Below are 18,245 nucleotides of genomic sequence, written 5' to 3' on the forward strand. Positions count from 1 at the left end.
GGCCCGCGGCGTGCGGGCCGTGGTCCGGGCGCACGCTCAGACCGGGCGCACGCTCCCGTAGATCGGCATGTAGTAGATCGACTCCTCGCGCACGTACGCCCCCGGCTTCGGCGCGTGGATCATCTTGCCGCCGCCGATGTAGATGCCGACGTGACTGATGTCGTCGTAGAAGAAGACCAGATCGCCGGGGAGCAGGTCGCCCGTGGCGATCCGGTCGCCGACCTTCACCTGGTCCCAGGTGGTCCGCGGCAGGTCGACCCCGGCCGCGCGCCAGGCGGCCTGGGTGAGCCCGGAGCAGTCGTACGAGCTGGGGCCGGTCGCCCCCCACACGTACGGCTTGCCGATCTGGGCGCGCGCGAAGGCCAGCGCCTCGGCGGCCTTCGCCGCGTACGTGGAACCCGAACCCGAGGGCGGCGGCGTACTCGGATCCGGCGTCGGCGTGGGCGTCGGCCGGGTCTGCTCCTGCCGCCTGCGCTCGGCCTCGGCCGCCGCCTTCGCCGCCTCCGCCTCGGCCTGCGCCTCCGCCTTCCGGCGGGCCTCGGCCTGCCGCTTCCGCTCCAGCTCGGCGAGCCGCGCCTTCTCCTCGGCCGTCAGCTTCGCGAGCAGCGTGCGCGCCTCGGCGAGCTTGGCCTGCACGGTCTCCTTGGTGCCGCGCAGCTTCTTCTGCGCGGCGGTCAGCTCCGTCAGGCTCCGGGCGGCGGCCGCCCGCTGCTTCGCCGCGGCGGCGCGCTTCGCCTCGTAGTCCGCGACCGCCGTGCGCTGCTTCTGCGAGAGGCGGTCCATCAGGTGCGTCTGGTCGAAGTAGTCCTGCGGGCTGTCCGCGAAGATCAGGGTGGCGGTCGGGCCGACCGCGCCGGCCCGGTACTGCGCCGCCGCGAACGCGCCGAGGGCCCGGCGCGACTCGTTGATCTCCTCCGTGCGGCGGGCCGCCTCGTCGAGCATCCGGCCGACCGCGCGCCGCTGCCGGTCGGTGGCCTCCTTGGCGCGGTCGTACTCCTGCGTCGCCGCTCCGGCCTCCCGGTACAGCCGGTCGACCTTCTTCTGGACCTCCTCGACCGAGGGCTTCGCCGGCTGCGTGGGCACGGCGTGGGCGCTCTGTCCGGACAGCAGCGTCACGGAGGCGAGGGCGGCCGTCGTGACACCGACGGCGGGGGCGTGGGGGCGGGTCGTGCGCGGCTTGCGATGGGACGCCAAGGCCGGCATCTCCTTCCTGGACGCCGAGAGGCACCCGGCCGCGCGGTGTCGGCCGTGGGGGAGGCGGGCCTGGATCGGCGTGGGCTTCCCGCTCGGCGCGGTTCGCCGACGGTGGAGAGGGATAGGGGACGGGCCGCTTGGGCGAGCACGCTAGCGAGCCGTGGGACGGGTGGGAAGCCCGGTGCGCCTTATGTCCGATACATTTTCGTGACCTGATGTGGACCGATACCCTCCGCATCCTTCCGCCTCCCTTCGGTCACTTTCGGACGGGGCAACCGCCTGTCGGTCCGGCGGCCTAAACTCGGGAGGCGATGAGCAGCCTCTTTGACGACAGCTTCCTGGCGAGCCTCCAGAACCACTCCTCGGAGGAGCCTCCGCCCCTTCCCGAGGACGACGAGCACGGCGCCCCGGCCGTGGAGGAGGTCCCGCACGACCTCTTCGGGGAGCACTTCGACGCGCCCCCGGCCGGACGGGACCCGTACTACCGCGACGGCGCCCACCGCCCCGTCGTGGACCCCGCCGCACTCCTGGACGGGCTGAACGAGCAGCAGCGCGCCGCCGTCGTGCACACCGGCTCCCCGCTGCTCATCGTCGCCGGTGCCGGCTCCGGCAAGACCCGGGTGCTCACCCACCGCATCGCCCACCTCCTGGCCACCCGGCACGTCCACCCCGGCCAGATACTGGCGATCACCTTCACCAACAAGGCCGCCGGCGAGATGAAGGAGCGCGTCGAGCAGCTCGTCGGCCCGCGTGCCAACGCCATGTGGGTGTCCACCTTCCACAGCGCGTGCGTGCGCATCCTGCGCCGCGAGTCGAAGAAGCTCGGCTTCACGTCCTCGTTCTCGATCTACGACGCCGCCGACTCCAAGCGTCTGATGTCCCTGGTCTGCCGCGACCTGGACCTCGACCCCAAGCGCTTCCCGCCGAAGTCCTTCAGCGCCAAGGTCTCCAACCTCAAGAACGAGCTCATCGACGAGGAGACCTTCGCCGACCAGGCCGCCGACGGCTTCGAGAAGACCCTCGCCGAGGCCTACCGGATGTACCAGGCCCGGCTGCGCGAGGCGAACGCGCTGGACTTCGACGACATCATCATGACCACGGTCCACCTGCTGCAGGCCTTCCCGGACGTCGCCGAGCACTACCGCCGCCGCTTCCGGCACGTCCTGGTCGACGAGTACCAGGACACCAACCACGCCCAGTACACGCTCGTACGGGAGCTGGTCGGCACCGGATACGAGGACCTCGGCCCGGCCGAGCTGTGCGTCGTCGGCGACGCCGACCAGTCGATCTACGCCTTCCGCGGTGCCACCATCCGCAACATCCTCCAGTTCGAGGAGGACTACCCGGACGCGACGACGATCCTCCTGGAGCAGAACTACCGCTCCACGCAGACGATCCTGTCCGCCGCCAACGCCGTCATCGAGCGCAACGAGTCCCGCCGCCCCAAGAACCTGTGGACCAACGCGGGTGCCGGCGCGCAGATCACCGGCTACGTCGCCGACACCGAGCACGACGAGGCCCAGTTCGTCGCCGACGAGATCGACCGGCTCACCGACGCGGGCGAGGCCAAGGCCGGCGACGTCGCCGTCTTCTACCGCACGAACGCCCAGTCCCGCGTCTTCGAAGAGATCTTCATCCGCGTCGGACTCCCCTACAAGGTCGTCGGCGGCGTGCGCTTCTACGAGCGCAAGGAGGTCCGTGACGTCCTCGCCTACCTGCGCGTCCTCGCCAACCCCGAGGACAACGTGCCGCTGCGCCGCATCCTCAACGTCCCCAAGCGGGGCATCGGCGAGCGCGCCGAGGCGATGATCGACGCCCTCGCGCTGCGCGAGAAGATCACCTTCCCGCAGGCGCTCAAGCGCGTCGACGAGGCGTACGGGATGGCGGCCCGCTCCGCCAACGCCGTCAAGCGCTTCAACACGCTCATGGAGGAGCTGCGCACCATCGTCGACTCGGGCGCCGGACCGGCCGTGGTCCTGGAGGCCGTGCTCGAACGCACCGGTTACCTGGCCGAACTGCAGGCCTCCACGGACCCGCAGGACGAGACCCGCATCGAGAACCTGCAGGAACTCGCGGCCGTGGCCCTGGAGTTCGAGCAGGAGCGCGGCGAAGAGGGCGGCACGCTCTCCGAGTTCCTGGAGCAGGTCGCGCTCGTCGCCGACTCCGACCAGATCCCCGACGAGGACGAGGAGGGCGCGGGGGTCATCACCCTGATGACCCTCCACACCGCCAAGGGCCTGGAGTTCCCGGTCGTCTTCCTCACCGGCATGGAGGACGGCGTCTTCCCGCACATGCGCGCCCTCGGCCAGACCAAGGAGCTGGAGGAGGAGCGGCGGCTCGCGTACGTGGGCATCACGCGCGCCCGCGAGCGCCTCTACCTGACCCGCTCCGCGATGCGCAGCGCCTGGGGCCAGCCCTCGTACAACCCGGCCTCGCGCTTCCTGGAGGAGATCCCCACCGCGTACCTGGAGTGGAAGCGGACCGGACCGATGGCCAAGCCGGCCGGGCCGACCTCGGGCATCACGTCCTCGCTGTCCTCCTCGCGCACCCGGTCCGGCCCGTCGGGCTTCGCCACCCGCCGGACGAGCGACAAGCCGGTGATCTCGCTCCAGGTCGGCGACCGGGTCACCCACGACCAGTTCGGCCTCGGCACGGTCATGGGTGTGCAGGGCGCGGGCGCGGACGCGCAGGCGACGATCGACTTCGGCGGCGAGAAGCCGAAGCGGCTGCTGCTGCGGTACGCGCCGGTCGAGAAGCTGTAGGCGCCCGGCCACCGGCGTCGGGAGCTGGATGCCCGGCGCCGGGCACCGGACGCCGTGCGCCGGGCACCGGACGCCGTGCGCAAGAGGAAGGGCCCCGGCCGGAGTTCGGCGGGGCCCTTCCCCTTGGCGTCGGACGCGGGGGTCAGCTCAGCGGGTTGAGCCCGTGGCTGAGCAGCCAGGGCAGCGGGTCGATGGCCGCGCCGCCGTTCGGCCTGACCTCGAAGTGGAGGTGCGGGCCGGTGGAGTTGCCGGAGTTGCCGGAGTAGGCGATGACCTCGCCGGCCTTCACCTTCCCGGAACGGATCTTGGTGCTGCTCAGGTGGCAGTACCAGGTCTCCGTGCCGTCCGGGGCGGTCACGATCGCCATGTTGCCGTAGGCGCTGTTCCACTGCGTGCGCACGGTGCCGTCGGTCGCGGCCATCACCTTCGTGCCGTACTGCACGGGGAAGTCGATGCCGGTGTGCGTGGACATCCAGTTGACGCCGGCCTGACCGAAGCGGGCGCTGAGCTGGTGCAGCTTGACCGGGAGCATGAACTTGGGGCGGAGGGCCTCCTTGCGGGCGGCCTCCTCCTCGCGCTTCTTCCGCTCCGCGTCCTGGCGCAACTTCAGGTCGATGCGCTCCTGGGTGCGGCTCGCGCGGTCGCCGAAGTCGCGGGCGTCGGCGCTGAGCGCGGCGAGCTGGGTGTCCAGCTTGCTGTTGGCGGCGACCTGCTTGACCGAGGCCGGGTCGGCGGCGGCCATGGACGTCGTGTCGTCCTGGGTGCCGGCGCCGTCGGTGAGACCGCTGACGGAGGCCGCCGCGATGCCGGCGACGCCCATGACGCACGCGGACGGAACGGCGACCGTCAGGAGCGCGGAGCGCTTGGCGGGCGTACGGCGCCGACCGCGGCTGCCGCCGCCGCCGGCACGGCGCACGGGGCGAGCGGCGACGCCGGCGTCGGGGGCCGGGTCCAGGTCCTGGGCGAGATCGGGGTCGATCTCCAGGGCGATCATGGTCTCGGCGTCGTGGAAGGCGTCGAGCTCCTGGTCGAGGTGCTCGACGTTCTCGACGAGCTCGGGCTCGAAGGCCGGCTGCTCGTCGTAGGTGGCGGTCTCGTACGCCGCGGTCTCGTAGGCGGCGGCGTCGTACCCGGCCGTCTCGTACCCGGCCGTCTCGTACCCGGAGGTCTCGTACCCGGCCGTCTCGTACGAGGACGTCTCGTACGAAGGCGTTTCGTAGGTCGCCGTCTCGGGCGACGCGTAGGAGTCGTACGACTCGTAGGACGCGAAGGTCTCGTGCGAGAAGTCGTACGCGGGCTCGGGGGACTGCTCCGGCGTGTACTGCTGCGGGACGACCGCCTCGGTGGCGGCGTGGTTCCAGGCGGTGGCGTCGTACGTGCCCGTCTCGAAGCCGGGAGTCGTCCACTGGGCCGTGGCGTCGTAGGAGGCGAAGGCCGCCGCCTCGTACTGGCCCGTCTGCTGCGCCTCGGTCCAGGCGGAGGCGTCCCACTGGCCGGTGGCGGTGTACGCGCCGTGGGAACCGGTGTCCCACTGGCCGCTGTAGTCGGTGTAGCCGCCGTACGCGCTCTGGTCGGCGTAACCGCTGTGGCTGGTCTGACCTGCGTCGTAGCCCGTGTCGTAGGTGCCGAACAGGGGGTCGACGGCGTAGCTGCCCGTGGTCTGGGTGGCGTCCGTGACGTACCCGGCGTGGGGGTGCTGGTCGTTCACCAACTTCTCTCTCGCCTCGGCAGCAGGGGGGTCAAGCAGTGGCGTGACTGTACCCGGCGGTACGCGCGCCCGACAATCTTCGTGGGGTTTCGAGCCGCCAGGAAACGGGCAATCGGCCGTCTTTCGGCGGGTTACGGAGAGAGCTTTGGCTCTGTGTTCGAAGAACGTTCGAAGAACGGTTGCCGTCTGGCGCTCCGTCAGGCCACCGAGGCGGCTCCCGCGGACCCGTCCCGCGCGCCGACGGCCGGACCGCCGTCGTCCAGCGCCTCGAGGATGCCCGCCGCGACGGTCGGATGCACCGGCAGCGCGAGGTGCCCGATACCGCTGACGCGCACGTTGTGGACGATCAGGTCCGGGTGGTCGAGACGGGCCGTCTCCACCGGGACCATCACCTGGTCCAGGTCGCTCCAGTAGCTCACGAACCGGGTGCGGCAGCCCGGCGCCGGACCCGCGAGCTCGCGCAGCACCTCCGAGCCGGGCCGCATCTGGCGCACCAGCGGATGGGCGTCGCCCAGCAGGGGCACGAACGTGGTGCCGGAGTGCGGGGTCCCCAGCATGACCAGGGTCCGCACCCGGGCGTCACCGCCGAGGCACTGGACGTAATAACGGGCGACGAGCCCGCCGAGGCTGTGGCCCACCAGGTCGATCTCGGCATGCCCGGTCCGGGCGAGCAACTCCTCCACGCGGCGCCCGAGCAGCTCGGCGGCGGTCCGCAGGTCGCAGGTCAGCAGGGAGTAGTCGACCGACTCGACGCGGTCACGGCCGTGCCGGGCGAGCGCGCGGCGCAGCAGGACGAACACGGAGCGGTTGTCGACGAAGCCGTGCACCAGCGCGACCGGGCGCGGGCCGCTCCCCGACTCCTCGGACGGAGTCGTCCGACGACGTTCGGTGATCAGGCCGGAGGGGTAGAGGACCAGACGGCCGGCCAGGACGGCGAGCTCCAGGGCGCCCGCCTTCATCCGGTCGGCCAGCCGAGTGGCGATCCGGTCGGTGAGTGCGGTGGGGAAGAGATCCATCGCCGACCACCTCCGTCCCGTACGGCGGTGCGCCGCACCTCCGTGCCGTGCGGCTGGCGGCGCGGTGGTACGGCGACCCCGTGTGGCGGCTCCATCGCGGAGCGAGCAATGTCCCACGTGTGATTTCCCCCTCGCCGCCCACCGCGAAACGGCCGGGTGCGGGATGCTGGCGATAACGTTCGTTCACCTCCCCGGCAACGAGGCGCGGGGGGTCGCATGTGGAGGCAGTCATGGGTGTGACCGGTCCGATCCGCGTGGTGGTCGCCAAGCCGGGTCTCGACGGCCACGATCGCGGGGCCAAGGTGATCGCGCGGGCGCTCCGCGACGCCGGCATGGAGGTGATCTACACCGGGCTCCACCAGACGCCCGAGCAGATCGTCGACACCGCGATCCAGGAGGACGCCGACGCGATCGGCCTCTCGATCCTCTCCGGCGCCCACAACACGCTGTTCGTGAAGGTCCTGGAGCTCCTGAAGGAGCGCGACGCGGAGGACATCAAGGTCTTCGGCGGCGGCATCATCCCGGACGCGGACATCCCGCCGCTGAAGGAGAAGGGCGTGGCGGAGATCTTCACGCCGGGCGCGACGACGACGTCGATCGTGGACTGGGTGAACGCGAACGTCCGCGTGGCGGCCTGAGCCGCGGCGGCCGGGACGACGGCGCGTAGACGATTCGGGGCGACCCCGGGCCGAGGCCCGGGGTCGCCCCTTTCGCGGTGGGGGGCAGGTGTGCGGGTACGGCGGGGCTGCGCGTGCGGTGCGGCAGCCGCCCCGGGCGGGCGTCGCGGGGACGGGGCCGGGCGACGGCGCCGTGGGCCCACGGCCGAGGACGTCAGGACGCCCCGGACAGCTCCGCGTGCATCGCGGCCCGGAGCTCCAGGGTGGAGACGAGGCGCTGGAAGGCCTCGGACCAGTAGGCGCCGGCCCCGGGGGAGGCGTCCTCGGGCTCGGCGGGCAGCGCGGTCAGGGCGGAGAGCTGGGGGGCGGTCGCGGGTGACAGGCAGCGCTCGGCGAGGCCCATCACGCCGCTGAAGCTCCACGGGTAGCTGCCCGCGTCCCGGGCGATGTCCAGCGCGTCGACGACCGCCCGGCCGAGCGCCTCCGACCACGGCACCGTGCACACGCCGAGCAGCTGGAACGCCTCCGAGAGGCCGTGTGCCGCGATGAACGAGGCCACCCAGGCGGCCCGCTCCTCCTCCGGGAGCGTCGAGAGGAGCTGGGCGCGCTCCGCCAGCGAGGACGTGCCCGGGCCGGTGGCCTGCGGGGCCGCCGGGGAGCCCAGCAGGGCGCGCGACCAGGCCGCGTTCCGCTGGCGCACGGCGGCGCGGCACCAGGCCGCGTGGAGCTCGCCGCGCCAGTCGTCCGTGACCGGCAGGGCGACGATCTCCTCGGGCGTCCGCCCGCCGAGCTTCACGGGCCAGCAGCCCAGCGGCGCCGCCTCCACCAGCTGCCCGAGCCACCAGGAGCGCTCGCCGCGCCCCGTGGGCGGGGTGGGCGTCACCCCGTCGTGCCGCATGCCCGCGTCGCACTCGTGCGGCGCCTCGACGACGATCGTCTCCGCCCCCTCCGTACGGTCCAGGGACACGCACGACGCGGCCCGTTCCGCCATGCGAGCGGCGAGCGCCGAGGCCGGCAGCGCGGACAGCAGCTCGGCCGCCGTGGCCCGGACGTTCCGGCTGCGGTCGGACAGGGCGGCCTCCAGGAACTCCTCGTCCGCCGGACCGAGGCCGGCCCGCAACGAGTCCAGGAACATCAGCCGGTCCTCGGCCCGCTCCGAGCTCCAGGTCGAGGCGAGCAGTTCGCGGCCCCGGGCCGGATCGTCGGCCCGTACGGCGGAGAGCAGGGCGACCCGCTCCGCGAAGAGCCCCTCCTCCCACAGCGCTGGCACCGCGTCGAGGTCCCCTGGGTCGGGGAGCGTGCCGCCCCCGCCGGTGCCCCGCAGCGCGAACTTCCACTCCGGGTTGAGCCGGGCCAGCCACAGTCCGCGCGGCCCGGCGAGGGCCAGGGCCTGCGGCCGCAGATCGGACCGGGCCCGCGCGGCGTCGAGCAGCGCGGGCAGCGCGGCGGCCGGCGGGCGGTAGCCGTGTTCGTTGGCGGCGGCCAGCCACTGGGGCAGCAACTCGGCCAGGTCCGGGGCCGCCCCGCGCCGCCCCCCGGACGGCGCGGGCGCGGCCCGGCCCGCGAGGAGCTGCCCCAGTCGGCGCCGGGCCCGCTCCGGCAACGGCCTGCGCCCGTCCTCGGGGGCGACCTCCAGCGGAGCCGCGGCGGGCCCGGGGCGCAGCCCCGCCCTGCGCCGCAGGGTGTGCACGGCGGCGGCGTCGAGCAACGCGACCGGTGCCGCGTCGCCGCCGCTTCTCCCGCTCCCCGCGAGCGGCTTCCGGTCGGTGCCCAGCAGCGCCGACGTGACGAGCTCTTCCCAGGCGTCCATGGGCTCCTCCAGAGGTGTGTTCGAGAGCAGTCGACGAGCGGTCGACCGGGCGGTCTTCGAGCGGCCGGACCGGCGGTCGGGCGACCGGTCAGACGAGCGGCACCGTCTCGCCGGGCGCGTCGGCGGACCATGCGGCCAGCGGAGTGAAGCCCTGGTGCCCGACCTCGCCGAACACGGTCACCGGTCCGCCGCCCGACAGCGCGATCAGCCGCCACAGGCCGGGACGACCCTGCGCGGCGCGCGTCAGCGGTACGGCTTCGCGGGCGTCGACGAGTGCCCCGTCACCACCGGGGGCCGGGCCGTCGTCCCCGCGAGCGGGCGGCCGGGCGTCCGCGAGCTGCCAGCCGTGCTCCGCGCGGGCCGGGACGACGTCGGCGAGGGTGACCGGCCAGGTGTCGAGCCAGGGGTCCTCCCGCAGGGCCCGGCCGTAGCTGTCGAGGGCGGCGCCGACCGGGCCGCCGCCGGGCGGGGCGGCCTCGCCGGCGGGCGTGGCGAACTGCTCGACCAGTTCCGCGCGGAGTCCGCCGCCCGATGCGTACGGGCGCAGCTCGGCGTCCAGCACGAGGCCGACGGGGAAGGCCGGCTGCGGCGCCCGGCCCGCCGCGCCGAAGGAGAGGAGCAGGGCCGTGCGGCCACTGGCCCGGCCGTGCAGCCAGATGCGGCGCGTCGTCAGACGGCTGTCCGCCGTGTCGTACTGGGCGAGCACCAGCCAGTGGTCCCGCAGCGTGGGGCCTTCCGGCGGGGCCGACAGGCCGACCCTGCTCCGTACCGTCGCTGCCAGCGGTCCCGGCAGCCGGTCGGCGGACAGCCAGGCACGGTCGAGGAGGTGGGTCAGCGCGCACTCCTCCAGGAGTCGCACCGGCCAGTCCGGTCCGGAGCCCGGGATCGCCCCCAACTCCCTCACCCGGCCGGCGAGTCCGGGCGCCTGTGCGTCGACCATGCGGGCCGCGGTCTCCTCCCACGGCCCGTACCCCGCGCGCTCGGCCGAGGCGAGGCCGCCGCGCAGCAGGTCGGCGAGCCGCCGCTCCAGCTCCTCCGCGCCCGCGGTGATCCGGGCCGCCCTCCGCTCGGCCCGGCGCCGGGCCGCCTCCGGATCGGCCGGCCCGGCCTCGGTCCCGGCCTCCGCCCGCGAGGGACTCCCGGCCCGGGCACGCCGGGAGTCCCTCCCGGCCTCCGCCCGCGAGGGACTCCCGGCCCGGGTACGCCGGCCCGCGAGCCACTCCTCCGCCCACTCCGGGGCCTCGGCGGCGGCGTCGACGCCCCCGCCGGACCACAGGAGCAGCAGTCCCAGCGCGTGCTTGCACGGGAACTTCCGGCTCGGGCAACTGCACTGGTACGCCGGTCCCGTGGTGTCCACGACCGTGCGGTACGGCGTCCTGCCGCTGCCCCTGCACAGGCCCCACACCACTCCCTGGCCGCCCGTCGCCGTACCCGCAGCCGTGCCCGTACCCGTCGCCGTACCCGTACCCGTGCCCGTCGCCGTCCCGGTCCCGGTCGCCGTGCCCGTGCCGGACCACGGGCCGGGTGTCCCCAGCTTGCTTCCCGCCTTGCGCGACGCGTCGTCAGGAGCCAGTGCCAGCACCTGTTCCGCCGTCCAGCGCACCCCCTGCTCAGTCATGCGAACGACCGTACGGGCCGCCACTGACAACGGGCCCGGACACCGGCCCGCCCGCGGTTGTCCACAGCCCCGGGCGATTGTCAGTGCGATGGTGCACCGTGGATCGCACAGCAGGTCGAACGATCTGGAGGGGGACCCATGACCCTGCCCGAAAGCACCACGACCACCACCGCGGACGCCTCCCGCGCAGCGGCCCTGCGGCCCCACGCCGAGGACGCCTTCGCCCACGAACTCGCCGCGCTGGCCGCCGCCGACGACCGGCCGCGCCCCGCCCGCTGGCGGCTCTCGCCCTGGGCCGTCGCCACCTATCTCCTCGGCGGCACGCTCCCCGACGGCACGGTGATCACACCCAAGTACGTCGGTCCGCGCCGCATCGTCGAGGTCGCCGTCACCACGCTCGCCACCGACCGCGCCCTGCTCCTGCTCGGCGTGCCCGGCACCGCCAAGACCTGGGTCTCCGAGCACCTCGCCGCCGCCGTCAGCGGCGACTCCACGCTGCTCGTCCAGGGCACCGCCGGTACGCCCGAGGAGGCGATCCGCTACGGCTGGAACTACGCCCAGCTGCTCGCCCACGGCCCCAGCCGCGGCGCTCTCGTGCCCAGCCCGGTCATGCGGGCCATGGCGCAGGGCATGACGGCCCGCGTCGAGGAGCTGACCCGCATCCCCGCCGACGTGCAGGACACGCTCATCACCATCCTCTCCGAGAAGACCCTCCCGGTCCCGGAGCTGGGCGAGGAAGTACAGGCGGTCGGCGGCTTCAACCTGATCGCCACGGCCAACGACCGCGACCGCGGCGTCAACGAGCTCTCCAGCGCCCTGCGCCGCCGCTTCAACACCGTCGTGCTGCCGCTTCCCGCGACCCCGGACGCCGAGGTGGACATCGTGGCGCGGCGCGTCGACCAGATCGGACGCTCGCTCGAACTGCCGGCCGTGCCGGAGGGCGTGGAGGAGATCCGCCGGGTCGTCACCGTCTTCCGCGAGCTGCGCGACGGGATGACCACCGACGGCCGCACCAAGCTCAAGTCCCCCTCCGGGACGCTGTCGACGGCCGAGGCGATCTCCGTCGTCACCGGCGGCCTGGCCCTCGCCGCCCACTTCGGCGACGGCGTCCTGCGCTCCGCCGACATCGCCGCCGGCCTGCTCGGCGCGGTGGTCCGCGACCCGGCCAACGACCGGGTGATCTGGCAGGAGTACCTGGAGACGGTGGTCCGCGAGAGAGACGGCTGGAAGGACTTCTACCGCGCCTGCCGCGAGGTGAGCGCGTGACCCGGGCCCCCGACGCACGCCCGTCCGCGCGCAAGGGCCCGTCCGCGGCGCCCGGCGATGCCGCCCCCGCCGGGCCCCCGCCCGGGCCGCTCGTGCTCGGGGTGCGGCATCACGGGCCCGGGTCGGCCCGGGCCGTGCGCGCGGCGCTCGACGCCGGGCGGCCCAAGGCCGTGCTCGTCGAGGGGCCGCCCGAAGGGGACGCGCTGGTGGCGCTCGCCGCCGACGAGGAGATGCGGCCCCCGGTCGCGTTGCTCGCGCACGCCGTCGACGACCCGGGGCGCGCCGCGTTCTGGCCGATGGCCGCGTTCTCGCCCGAGTGGGTCGCCATCCGCTGGGCCCTCGCGCACGGCGCCGAGGTCCGCTTCATCGACCTGCCGGCCGCCCACACCCTCGCCGCCACCGACCCCACCTGGGGCGACGAGGACGAGGCCGCCGACCAGGGGCTGCGCGTCGATCCGATCGCCGAGCTCGCCGAGGCCGCCGGCTACGACGACGCCGAGCGCTGGTGGGAGGACGTCGTCGAACTACGCGGCGGCGCCGACCCGTTCGCCCCCTTCGAGGCCCTCGCCGAGGCGATGGGCGCCCTGCGCGAGGCGTACGGGCACGGCGGCCACCCGCGCGACCTGGTACGTGAGGCGTACATGCGGCTCCGGCTGCGCGCCGCGCAGAAGGAGTTCGGCGACGACGTCGCCGTCGTCTGCGGCGCCTGGCACGTTCCCGCCCTGCGGCGCCGGACGACGGTCACCGCCGACCGGGCCCTGCTCAAGGGCCTGCCCAAGGTGAAGACCGAGCTGACCTGGGTCCCCTGGACCCACCGCCGCCTCGCCCGCCGCTCCGGCTACGGCGCCGGCATCGAGGCGCCCGGCTGGTACGCGCACCTGTTCGCCGCCGCCGACCGGCCCGTCGAGCGCTGGATGACCGAGGTCGCCCGGCTCCTCAGGGACGAGGACCTGGCGGTGTCCTCCGCCCACGTCATCGAGGCCGTGCGGCTCGCCGACACCCTCGCCGTCGTGCGCGGCCGCCCGCTGCCCGGGCTCGGCGAGACCACCGACGCCGTCCGAGCCGTCATGTGCGACGGCTCCGACGTCCCGCTCGACCTGGTCCGCGACCGGCTCGTCGTCGGGGACGTCCTGGGCACCGTCCCGGCCGGCGCCCCCGCCGTACCCCTCCAGCGCGACCTCGAACGGCTCCAGCGCGGACTGCGCCTCAAGCCCGAGGCGCACGAGCGCGAGCTCGAACTCGATCTGCGCAAGGACAACGACGCCGCCCGCAGCCGACTGCTGCACCGGCTCCGGCTGCTCGGCGTCGGCTGGGGCGCCCCCGTCGCGGGACGCGGCTCCACCGGCACCTTCCGGGAGACCTGGCGGCTGTGCTGGCAGCCCGAGCTGCACGTCCAGGTCGCCGAGGCGGGCGTGTGGGGCACCACCGTCGAGGGCGCCGCCACCGCCAGGGCCGAGGCGGAGGCCGTGGCGGCCGACGACCTCGCCGCCGTCACGGCCCTCGCCGAGCAGTGCCTGCTCGCCGGGCTCACCGAGGCGCTGCCCGCCGTGCTGCACGCCCTCGCCGACCGGGCCGCCCTCGACACCGATGTCGCCCACCTCGCCCAGGCCCTGCCCTCGCTGGCCCGTTCCCTGCGCTACGGGGACGTGCGCGCCACCGACACCGCCGCACTCGGCGAGGTCGCCGCCGGACTGGCCGAGCGGATCTGCGTCGGCCTGCCGCCCGCCTGCACCGGACTCGACGCCGACGCCGCCGCGGAGATGCGCGTACGCGTCGACGGCGTCCACACGGCGCTCGCCCTGCTGACCACCGGGCCCGAGCGGCCGGCAGGACCGAATGCACCTGAGGGGCCGGACGGCCCCGTTGCACCCGAGGGGTCGGGCAGACCCGGTGAGCCGGATGGGGAGGGCGGATCGGGCGGGCCGGACCGGCCCGACGGCCTCGCCGCCCCCGACCTCGCCGCCACCGGCCTCGCCGATCGCTGGGCCGGAGTGCTGCGGCGGCTGGCCGGGCGCGAGCGGGTGCCGGGGGTGCTGCGAGGGCGGGCCGCTCGGCTGCTGCTGGACGACGGGCGACTCCAGGCCGACGAGACCGCCCGGCTGATGGGGCTGGCGCTGTCGTCCGGGACCCCGCCCGCCGACGCCGCCGGCTGGATCGAGGGCTTCGTCGGTGGGGCCTCCGGAGGCGGGCTGCTCCTCGTGCACGACGAGCGGCTGCTCGGCCTGGTCGACGACTGGCTGAGCACCGTGCCGGCCGAGGCGTTCACCGACGTGCTGCCGCTGTTGCGCCGCACCTTCGCCGCGTACGAGCCGGGTGTCCGCCGGACGCTCGGCGAGCTCGTCGCCCGCGGCCCTGCGACCGGCGGCCCCACCGGGCCCGCGGTCACCACGCCCGGCTTCTCCGCCACCCCCGACCAGGAGCGCGCCGACGGCGTGCTGCCCCTGCTCCACCTCATCCTCGGCACGGAAGGACAGTGAGGACACCATGAGGACCGAGCGTCCCGTCATGAACAGCGCCACCACGTCCGCCGCCGACGAGCGGCTGCGCCGCTGGCGGCTGGTGCTCGGCGGCGGCGAGGCCGACGGCACCGGCCGCGCCCTCGACGGCACCGACGCCGCCATGGACGGCGCCCTCGCCGCCCTCTACGGGGGGCGGGACGGCGACCGGAGGGGCGGCGCGGACCGCTCGGCCGGTCTCGGCGGCTCCGCGCCCTCCGTCGCCCGCTGGCTCGGCGACATCCGCACGTACTTCCCCAGCTCCGTCGTCCAGGTCATGCAGCGCGACGCGATCGACCGGCTCGGTCTGTCCACGCTGCTCCTGGAGCCCGAGATGCTGGCGGCCGTCGAGCCGGACGTGCACCTCGTCGGCACCCTGCTCTCGCTCAGCAAGGCCATGCCGGAGACCACCAAGGAGACCGCGCGGGCCGTCGTCCGCAAGGTCGTCGACGACCTGGAGAAACGGCTCGCCACCCGCACCCGCTCCACCCTCACCGGTGCCCTCGACCGCTCGGCGCGGATCTCCCGCCCCCGGCACCGGGACATCGACTGGGACCGCACCGTGCGCGCCAACCTCGCGCACTACCTCCCCGAGTACCGCACGGTCGTCCCCGAGCGTCTGATCGGCTACGGCCGGGCCTCCCGGTCGGTCAAGAAGGAGGTCGTCCTCTGCGTCGACCAGTCCGGGTCCATGGCCGCCTCCGTCGTCTACGCCTCCGTCTTCGGCGCCGTCCTCGCCTCCATGCGCGCGATCGCCACCCGCCTCGTCGTCTTCGACACCGCCGTCGTCGACCTCACCGACCGGCTCGACGACCCGGTCGACGTCCTCTTCGGCACCCAGCTCGGCGGCGGCACGGACATCAACCGGGCCCTCGCGCACTGCCAGTCCAGGATCACCCGGCCGGCCGACACCGTCGTCGTCCTCATCAGTGATCTCTACGAGGGCGGCATACGCGACGAGATGCTGAAGCGGGTCGCCGCGATGAAGGCCTCGGGCGTGCAGTTCGTCTGCCTGCTCGCCCTCTCCGACGAGGGCGCCCCCGCCTACGACCGGGAGCACGCGGCCGCCCTCGCCGCGCTCGGTGCCCCCGCCTTCGCCTGCACCCCGGACCTGTTCCCCGAGGTCATGGCCGCCGCCCTGGAGAAGCGCCCGCTGCCCGTACCGGCGGCGTGACGACCGCTGCGGAATCCGTCGTCCGTCGGCCACCCGGACGCGCGCCCGGCCTGTCACTGAGGCCCATATCACAATCCCGTCCGCGCGGTCCTCACCCGGCCGCCCTGCGTGCCGTGAGGTGGGCAACGGCCCTTCCCCGCCTGCCCCGAGGGTGCGGTCGGCCCGCACCTCCGCCCCTACGGAACGCCCCGCCGCCCCTACGATCTGTGACCCGTATCACCGCCCCGTTGTGATCTGCGATTTAGGGACCCACGTCCCTCGGGGATAACCTGCGAGACGGACATGCCGCGTCCACGGACACCGTGTACGCCTCCCTAGTGACAGCGCAGTCACGTTGCCCTTCGCGGCACGCCCACGCAGACAACGAACCGCGATCATCTAGAAAAGGGACGCGCGTGGACCTGTTCGAGTACCAGGCGAGGGACCTCTTCGCCAAGCACGGTGTACCGGTGCTGGCCGGTGAAGTCATCGACACGCCTGAGGCGGCGCGCGAGGCCACCGAGCGGCTTGGCGGCAAGTCGGTCGTCAAGGCGCAGGTGAAGGTCGGCGGCCGCGGCAAGGCCGGCGGCGTCAAGCTCGCCGCCACCCCGGACGAGGCCGTCGCCCGCGCGACGGACATCCTGGGCATGGACATCAAGGGCCACACGGTCCACAAGGTGATGATCGCGGAGACCGCTCCGGAGATCCTCGAGGAGTACTACGTCTCGTACCTCCTCGACCGCACCAACCGCACCTTCCTCGCCATGGCCTCCGTCGCCGGTGGCATGGACATCGAGGAGGTCGCCGCCACGACCCCCGAGAAGCTCGCGAAGGTCCCGGTCGACGCCAACAAGGGTGTCGACATCGAGAAGGCCCGTGAGATCGTCGCCCAGGCCCAGTTCCCGGCCGAGGTCGCCGAGAAGGTCGCCGAGGTCCTCGTGACCCTGTGGAAGACCTTCATCGCCGAGGACGCCCTCCTCGTCGAGGTCAACCCGCTGGCCAAGGTCGCCTCCGGCGACATCCTGGCCCTGGACGGCAAGGTGTCCCTGGACGCCAACGCCGACTTCCGCCAGCCCGAGCACGAGGCGCTCGAGGACAAGGCCGCAGCCAACCCGCTCGAGGCTGCCGCCAAGGCCAAGGGCCTCAACTACGTCAAGCTCGACGGCGAGGTCGGCATCATCGGCAACGGCGCCGGCCTGGTCATGTCGACCCTGGACGTCGTCGCGTACGCCGGTGAGAACCACGGCGGCGTGAAGCCCGCCAACTTCCTCGACATCGGCGGCGGCGCCTCCGCCGAGGTCATGGCGAACGGCCTGGAGATCATCCTCGGCGACCCGGACGTCAAGTCCGTGTTCGTCAACGTCTTCGGTGGCATCACCGCCTGTGACGAGGTCGCCAACGGCATCGTCCAGGCCCTGGAGCTCCTCGCCTCCCGTGGCGACGAGGTCACCAAGCCGCTGGTCGTGCGCCTCGACGGCAACAACGCGGAGCTGGGTCGCAAGATCCTGTCGGACGCCAACCACCCGCTGGTGCAGCGTGTGGACACCATGGACGGCGCGGCCGACAAGGCCGCCGAGCTCGCGGCTGCGAAGTAAGGGAAGAGGGACAGAACAGCCATGGCTATCTTCCTCAACAAGGACAGCAAGGTCATCGTCCAGGGCATGACCGGTGCCACGGGCATGAAGCACACCAAGCTCATGCTGGGTGACGGCACCAACATCGTCGGTGGCGTGAACCCGCGCAAGGCCGGCACGACCGTCGACTTCGACGGCACCGAGATCCCGGTCTTCGGCACCGTCGCCGAGGCGATGAAGGAGACCGGCGCCAACGTCTCGGTCCTCTTCGTCCCGCCGGCCTTCGCCAAGGCCGCCGTGGTCGAGGCGATCGACGCCGAGATCCCGCTCGCCGTCGTCATCACCGAGGGCATCGCCGTCCACGACTCCGCCGCGTTCTACGCGTACGCCGTGGAGAAGGGCAACAAGACCCGCCTCATCGGCCCGAACTGCCCCGGTCTCATCACCCCGGGCCAGTCCAACGCCGGCATCATCCCGGGCGACATCACGAAGCCGGGCCGCATCGGTCTGGTCTCGAAGTCCGGCACGCTGACGTACCAGATGATGTACGAGCTCCGTGACATCGGCTTCTCCTCCGCCGTCGGCATCGGTGGCGACCCGGTCATCGGCACCACGCACATCGACGCCCTGGCGGCCTTCGAGGCCGACCCGGACACCGACCTGATCGTCATGATCGGCGAGATCGGCGGCGACGCCGAGGAGCGTGCGGCCGACTTCATCAAGGCCAACGTCACCAAGCCGGTCGTCGGCTACGTCGCGGGCTTCACCGCCCCCGAGGGCAAGACCATGGGCCACGCCGGCGCCATCGTCTCCGGCTCCTCCGGCACCGCCCAGGCGAAGAAGGAGGCCCTCGAGGCCGCCGGTGTCAAGGTCGGCAAGACCCCGACCGAGACCGCCAAGCTGGCGCGCGCGATCCTCGCGGGCTGAAGCGGGCTGAATCGCACAGCAGCCTGACGGCCCGACGGGCCGTGAGCGAAGGGCCCCGCCCCTCCGGGTGACCGGAGGGGCGGGGCCCTGTGCGTCCGCGCCGCC

Annotated in this window: 12 protein-coding genes; 7 read left to right on the forward strand and 5 right to left on the reverse strand. The window is 73.7% G+C overall.

Annotated elements, in window-relative coordinates:
- Positions 1-36: 36 nt before the first annotated feature.
- Positions 37-1,203, reverse strand: a complete 1,167-nt coding sequence (locus AB0M16_RS02120; protein ID WP_365337705.1) for a C40 family peptidase — start codon at positions 1,201-1,203, stop codon at positions 37-39.
- Between the two features lie 302 nt (positions 1,204-1,505).
- Here AB0M16_RS02120 and pcrA point away from each other — a divergent pair, with 302 nt between their 5' ends.
- Complete coding sequence (pcrA, locus tag AB0M16_RS02125) at positions 1,506-3,956, forward strand: DNA helicase PcrA (RefSeq protein ID WP_365337707.1); 2,451 nt, start codon at positions 1,506-1,508, stop codon at positions 3,954-3,956.
- Positions 3,957-4,098: 142 nt separating this feature from the next.
- Here pcrA and AB0M16_RS02130 read toward each other — a convergent pair whose 3' ends face one another.
- Positions 4,099-5,664 (reverse strand): M23 family metallopeptidase, encoded by a 1,566-nt coding sequence (locus tag AB0M16_RS02130; protein WP_365337709.1) that lies wholly within the window; start codon positions 5,662-5,664, stop codon positions 4,099-4,101.
- A 197-nt stretch (positions 5,665-5,861) separates the two neighbouring features.
- Complete coding sequence (locus AB0M16_RS02135; protein WP_365337711.1) at positions 5,862-6,680, reverse strand: alpha/beta fold hydrolase; 819 nt, start codon at positions 6,678-6,680, stop codon at positions 5,862-5,864.
- A 230-nt stretch (positions 6,681-6,910) separates the two neighbouring features.
- Between AB0M16_RS02135 and AB0M16_RS02140 the strand changes: the two genes are divergently transcribed.
- Entirely contained in the window at positions 6,911-7,318 is a 408-nt protein-coding gene (locus AB0M16_RS02140) for a cobalamin B12-binding domain-containing protein (protein ID WP_365337713.1), read from the forward strand.
- 193 nt (positions 7,319-7,511) lie between these two features.
- Here AB0M16_RS02140 and AB0M16_RS02145 read toward each other — a convergent pair whose 3' ends face one another.
- Positions 7,512-9,107, reverse strand: coding sequence for a DUF5691 domain-containing protein (locus tag AB0M16_RS02145; protein WP_365337715.1), 1,596 nt, complete (start codon positions 9,105-9,107; stop codon positions 7,512-7,514).
- A gap of 88 nt (positions 9,108-9,195) precedes the next feature.
- On the reverse strand, positions 9,196-10,725 hold the full coding sequence (locus AB0M16_RS02150; protein WP_365337717.1) for an SWIM zinc finger family protein: 1,530 nt from the start codon (positions 10,723-10,725) through the stop codon (positions 9,196-9,198).
- Between the two features lie 138 nt (positions 10,726-10,863).
- On the opposite strand from AB0M16_RS02150, the gene AB0M16_RS02155 reads away from it, so the two are divergent.
- The 5 genes from AB0M16_RS02155 to sucD all read left to right on the forward strand — a co-directional run bounded on the left by AB0M16_RS02155 (position 10,864) and on the right by sucD (position 18,140).
- A complete protein-coding gene (locus AB0M16_RS02155; protein WP_365337719.1) occupies positions 10,864-11,991 on the forward strand; it encodes an AAA family ATPase in 1,128 nt (375 codons plus the stop codon).
- Positions 11,992-12,083: 92 nt separating this feature from the next.
- Complete coding sequence (locus AB0M16_RS02160; RefSeq protein ID WP_365337954.1) at positions 12,084-14,468, forward strand: DUF5682 family protein; 2,385 nt, start codon at positions 12,084-12,086, stop codon at positions 14,466-14,468.
- 7 nt (positions 14,469-14,475) lie between these two features.
- A complete protein-coding gene (locus AB0M16_RS02165) occupies positions 14,476-15,660 on the forward strand; it encodes a VWA domain-containing protein (RefSeq protein ID WP_365337721.1) in 1,185 nt (394 codons plus the stop codon).
- A 395-nt stretch (positions 15,661-16,055) separates the two neighbouring features.
- On the forward strand, positions 16,056-17,234 hold the full coding sequence (sucC, locus tag AB0M16_RS02170; RefSeq protein WP_365337723.1) for an ADP-forming succinate--CoA ligase subunit beta: 1,179 nt from the start codon (positions 16,056-16,058) through the stop codon (positions 17,232-17,234).
- A gap of 21 nt (positions 17,235-17,255) precedes the next feature.
- Complete coding sequence (gene sucD, locus AB0M16_RS02175; RefSeq protein ID WP_365337725.1) at positions 17,256-18,140, forward strand: succinate--CoA ligase subunit alpha; 885 nt, start codon at positions 17,256-17,258, stop codon at positions 18,138-18,140.
- Positions 18,141-18,245: the final 105 nt, after the last annotated feature.

Origin of the sequence: Streptomyces sp. NPDC051921, assembly GCF_040680975.1 — a bacterium.
Lineage (GTDB): Bacteria > Actinomycetota > Actinomycetes > Streptomycetales > Streptomycetaceae > Streptomyces.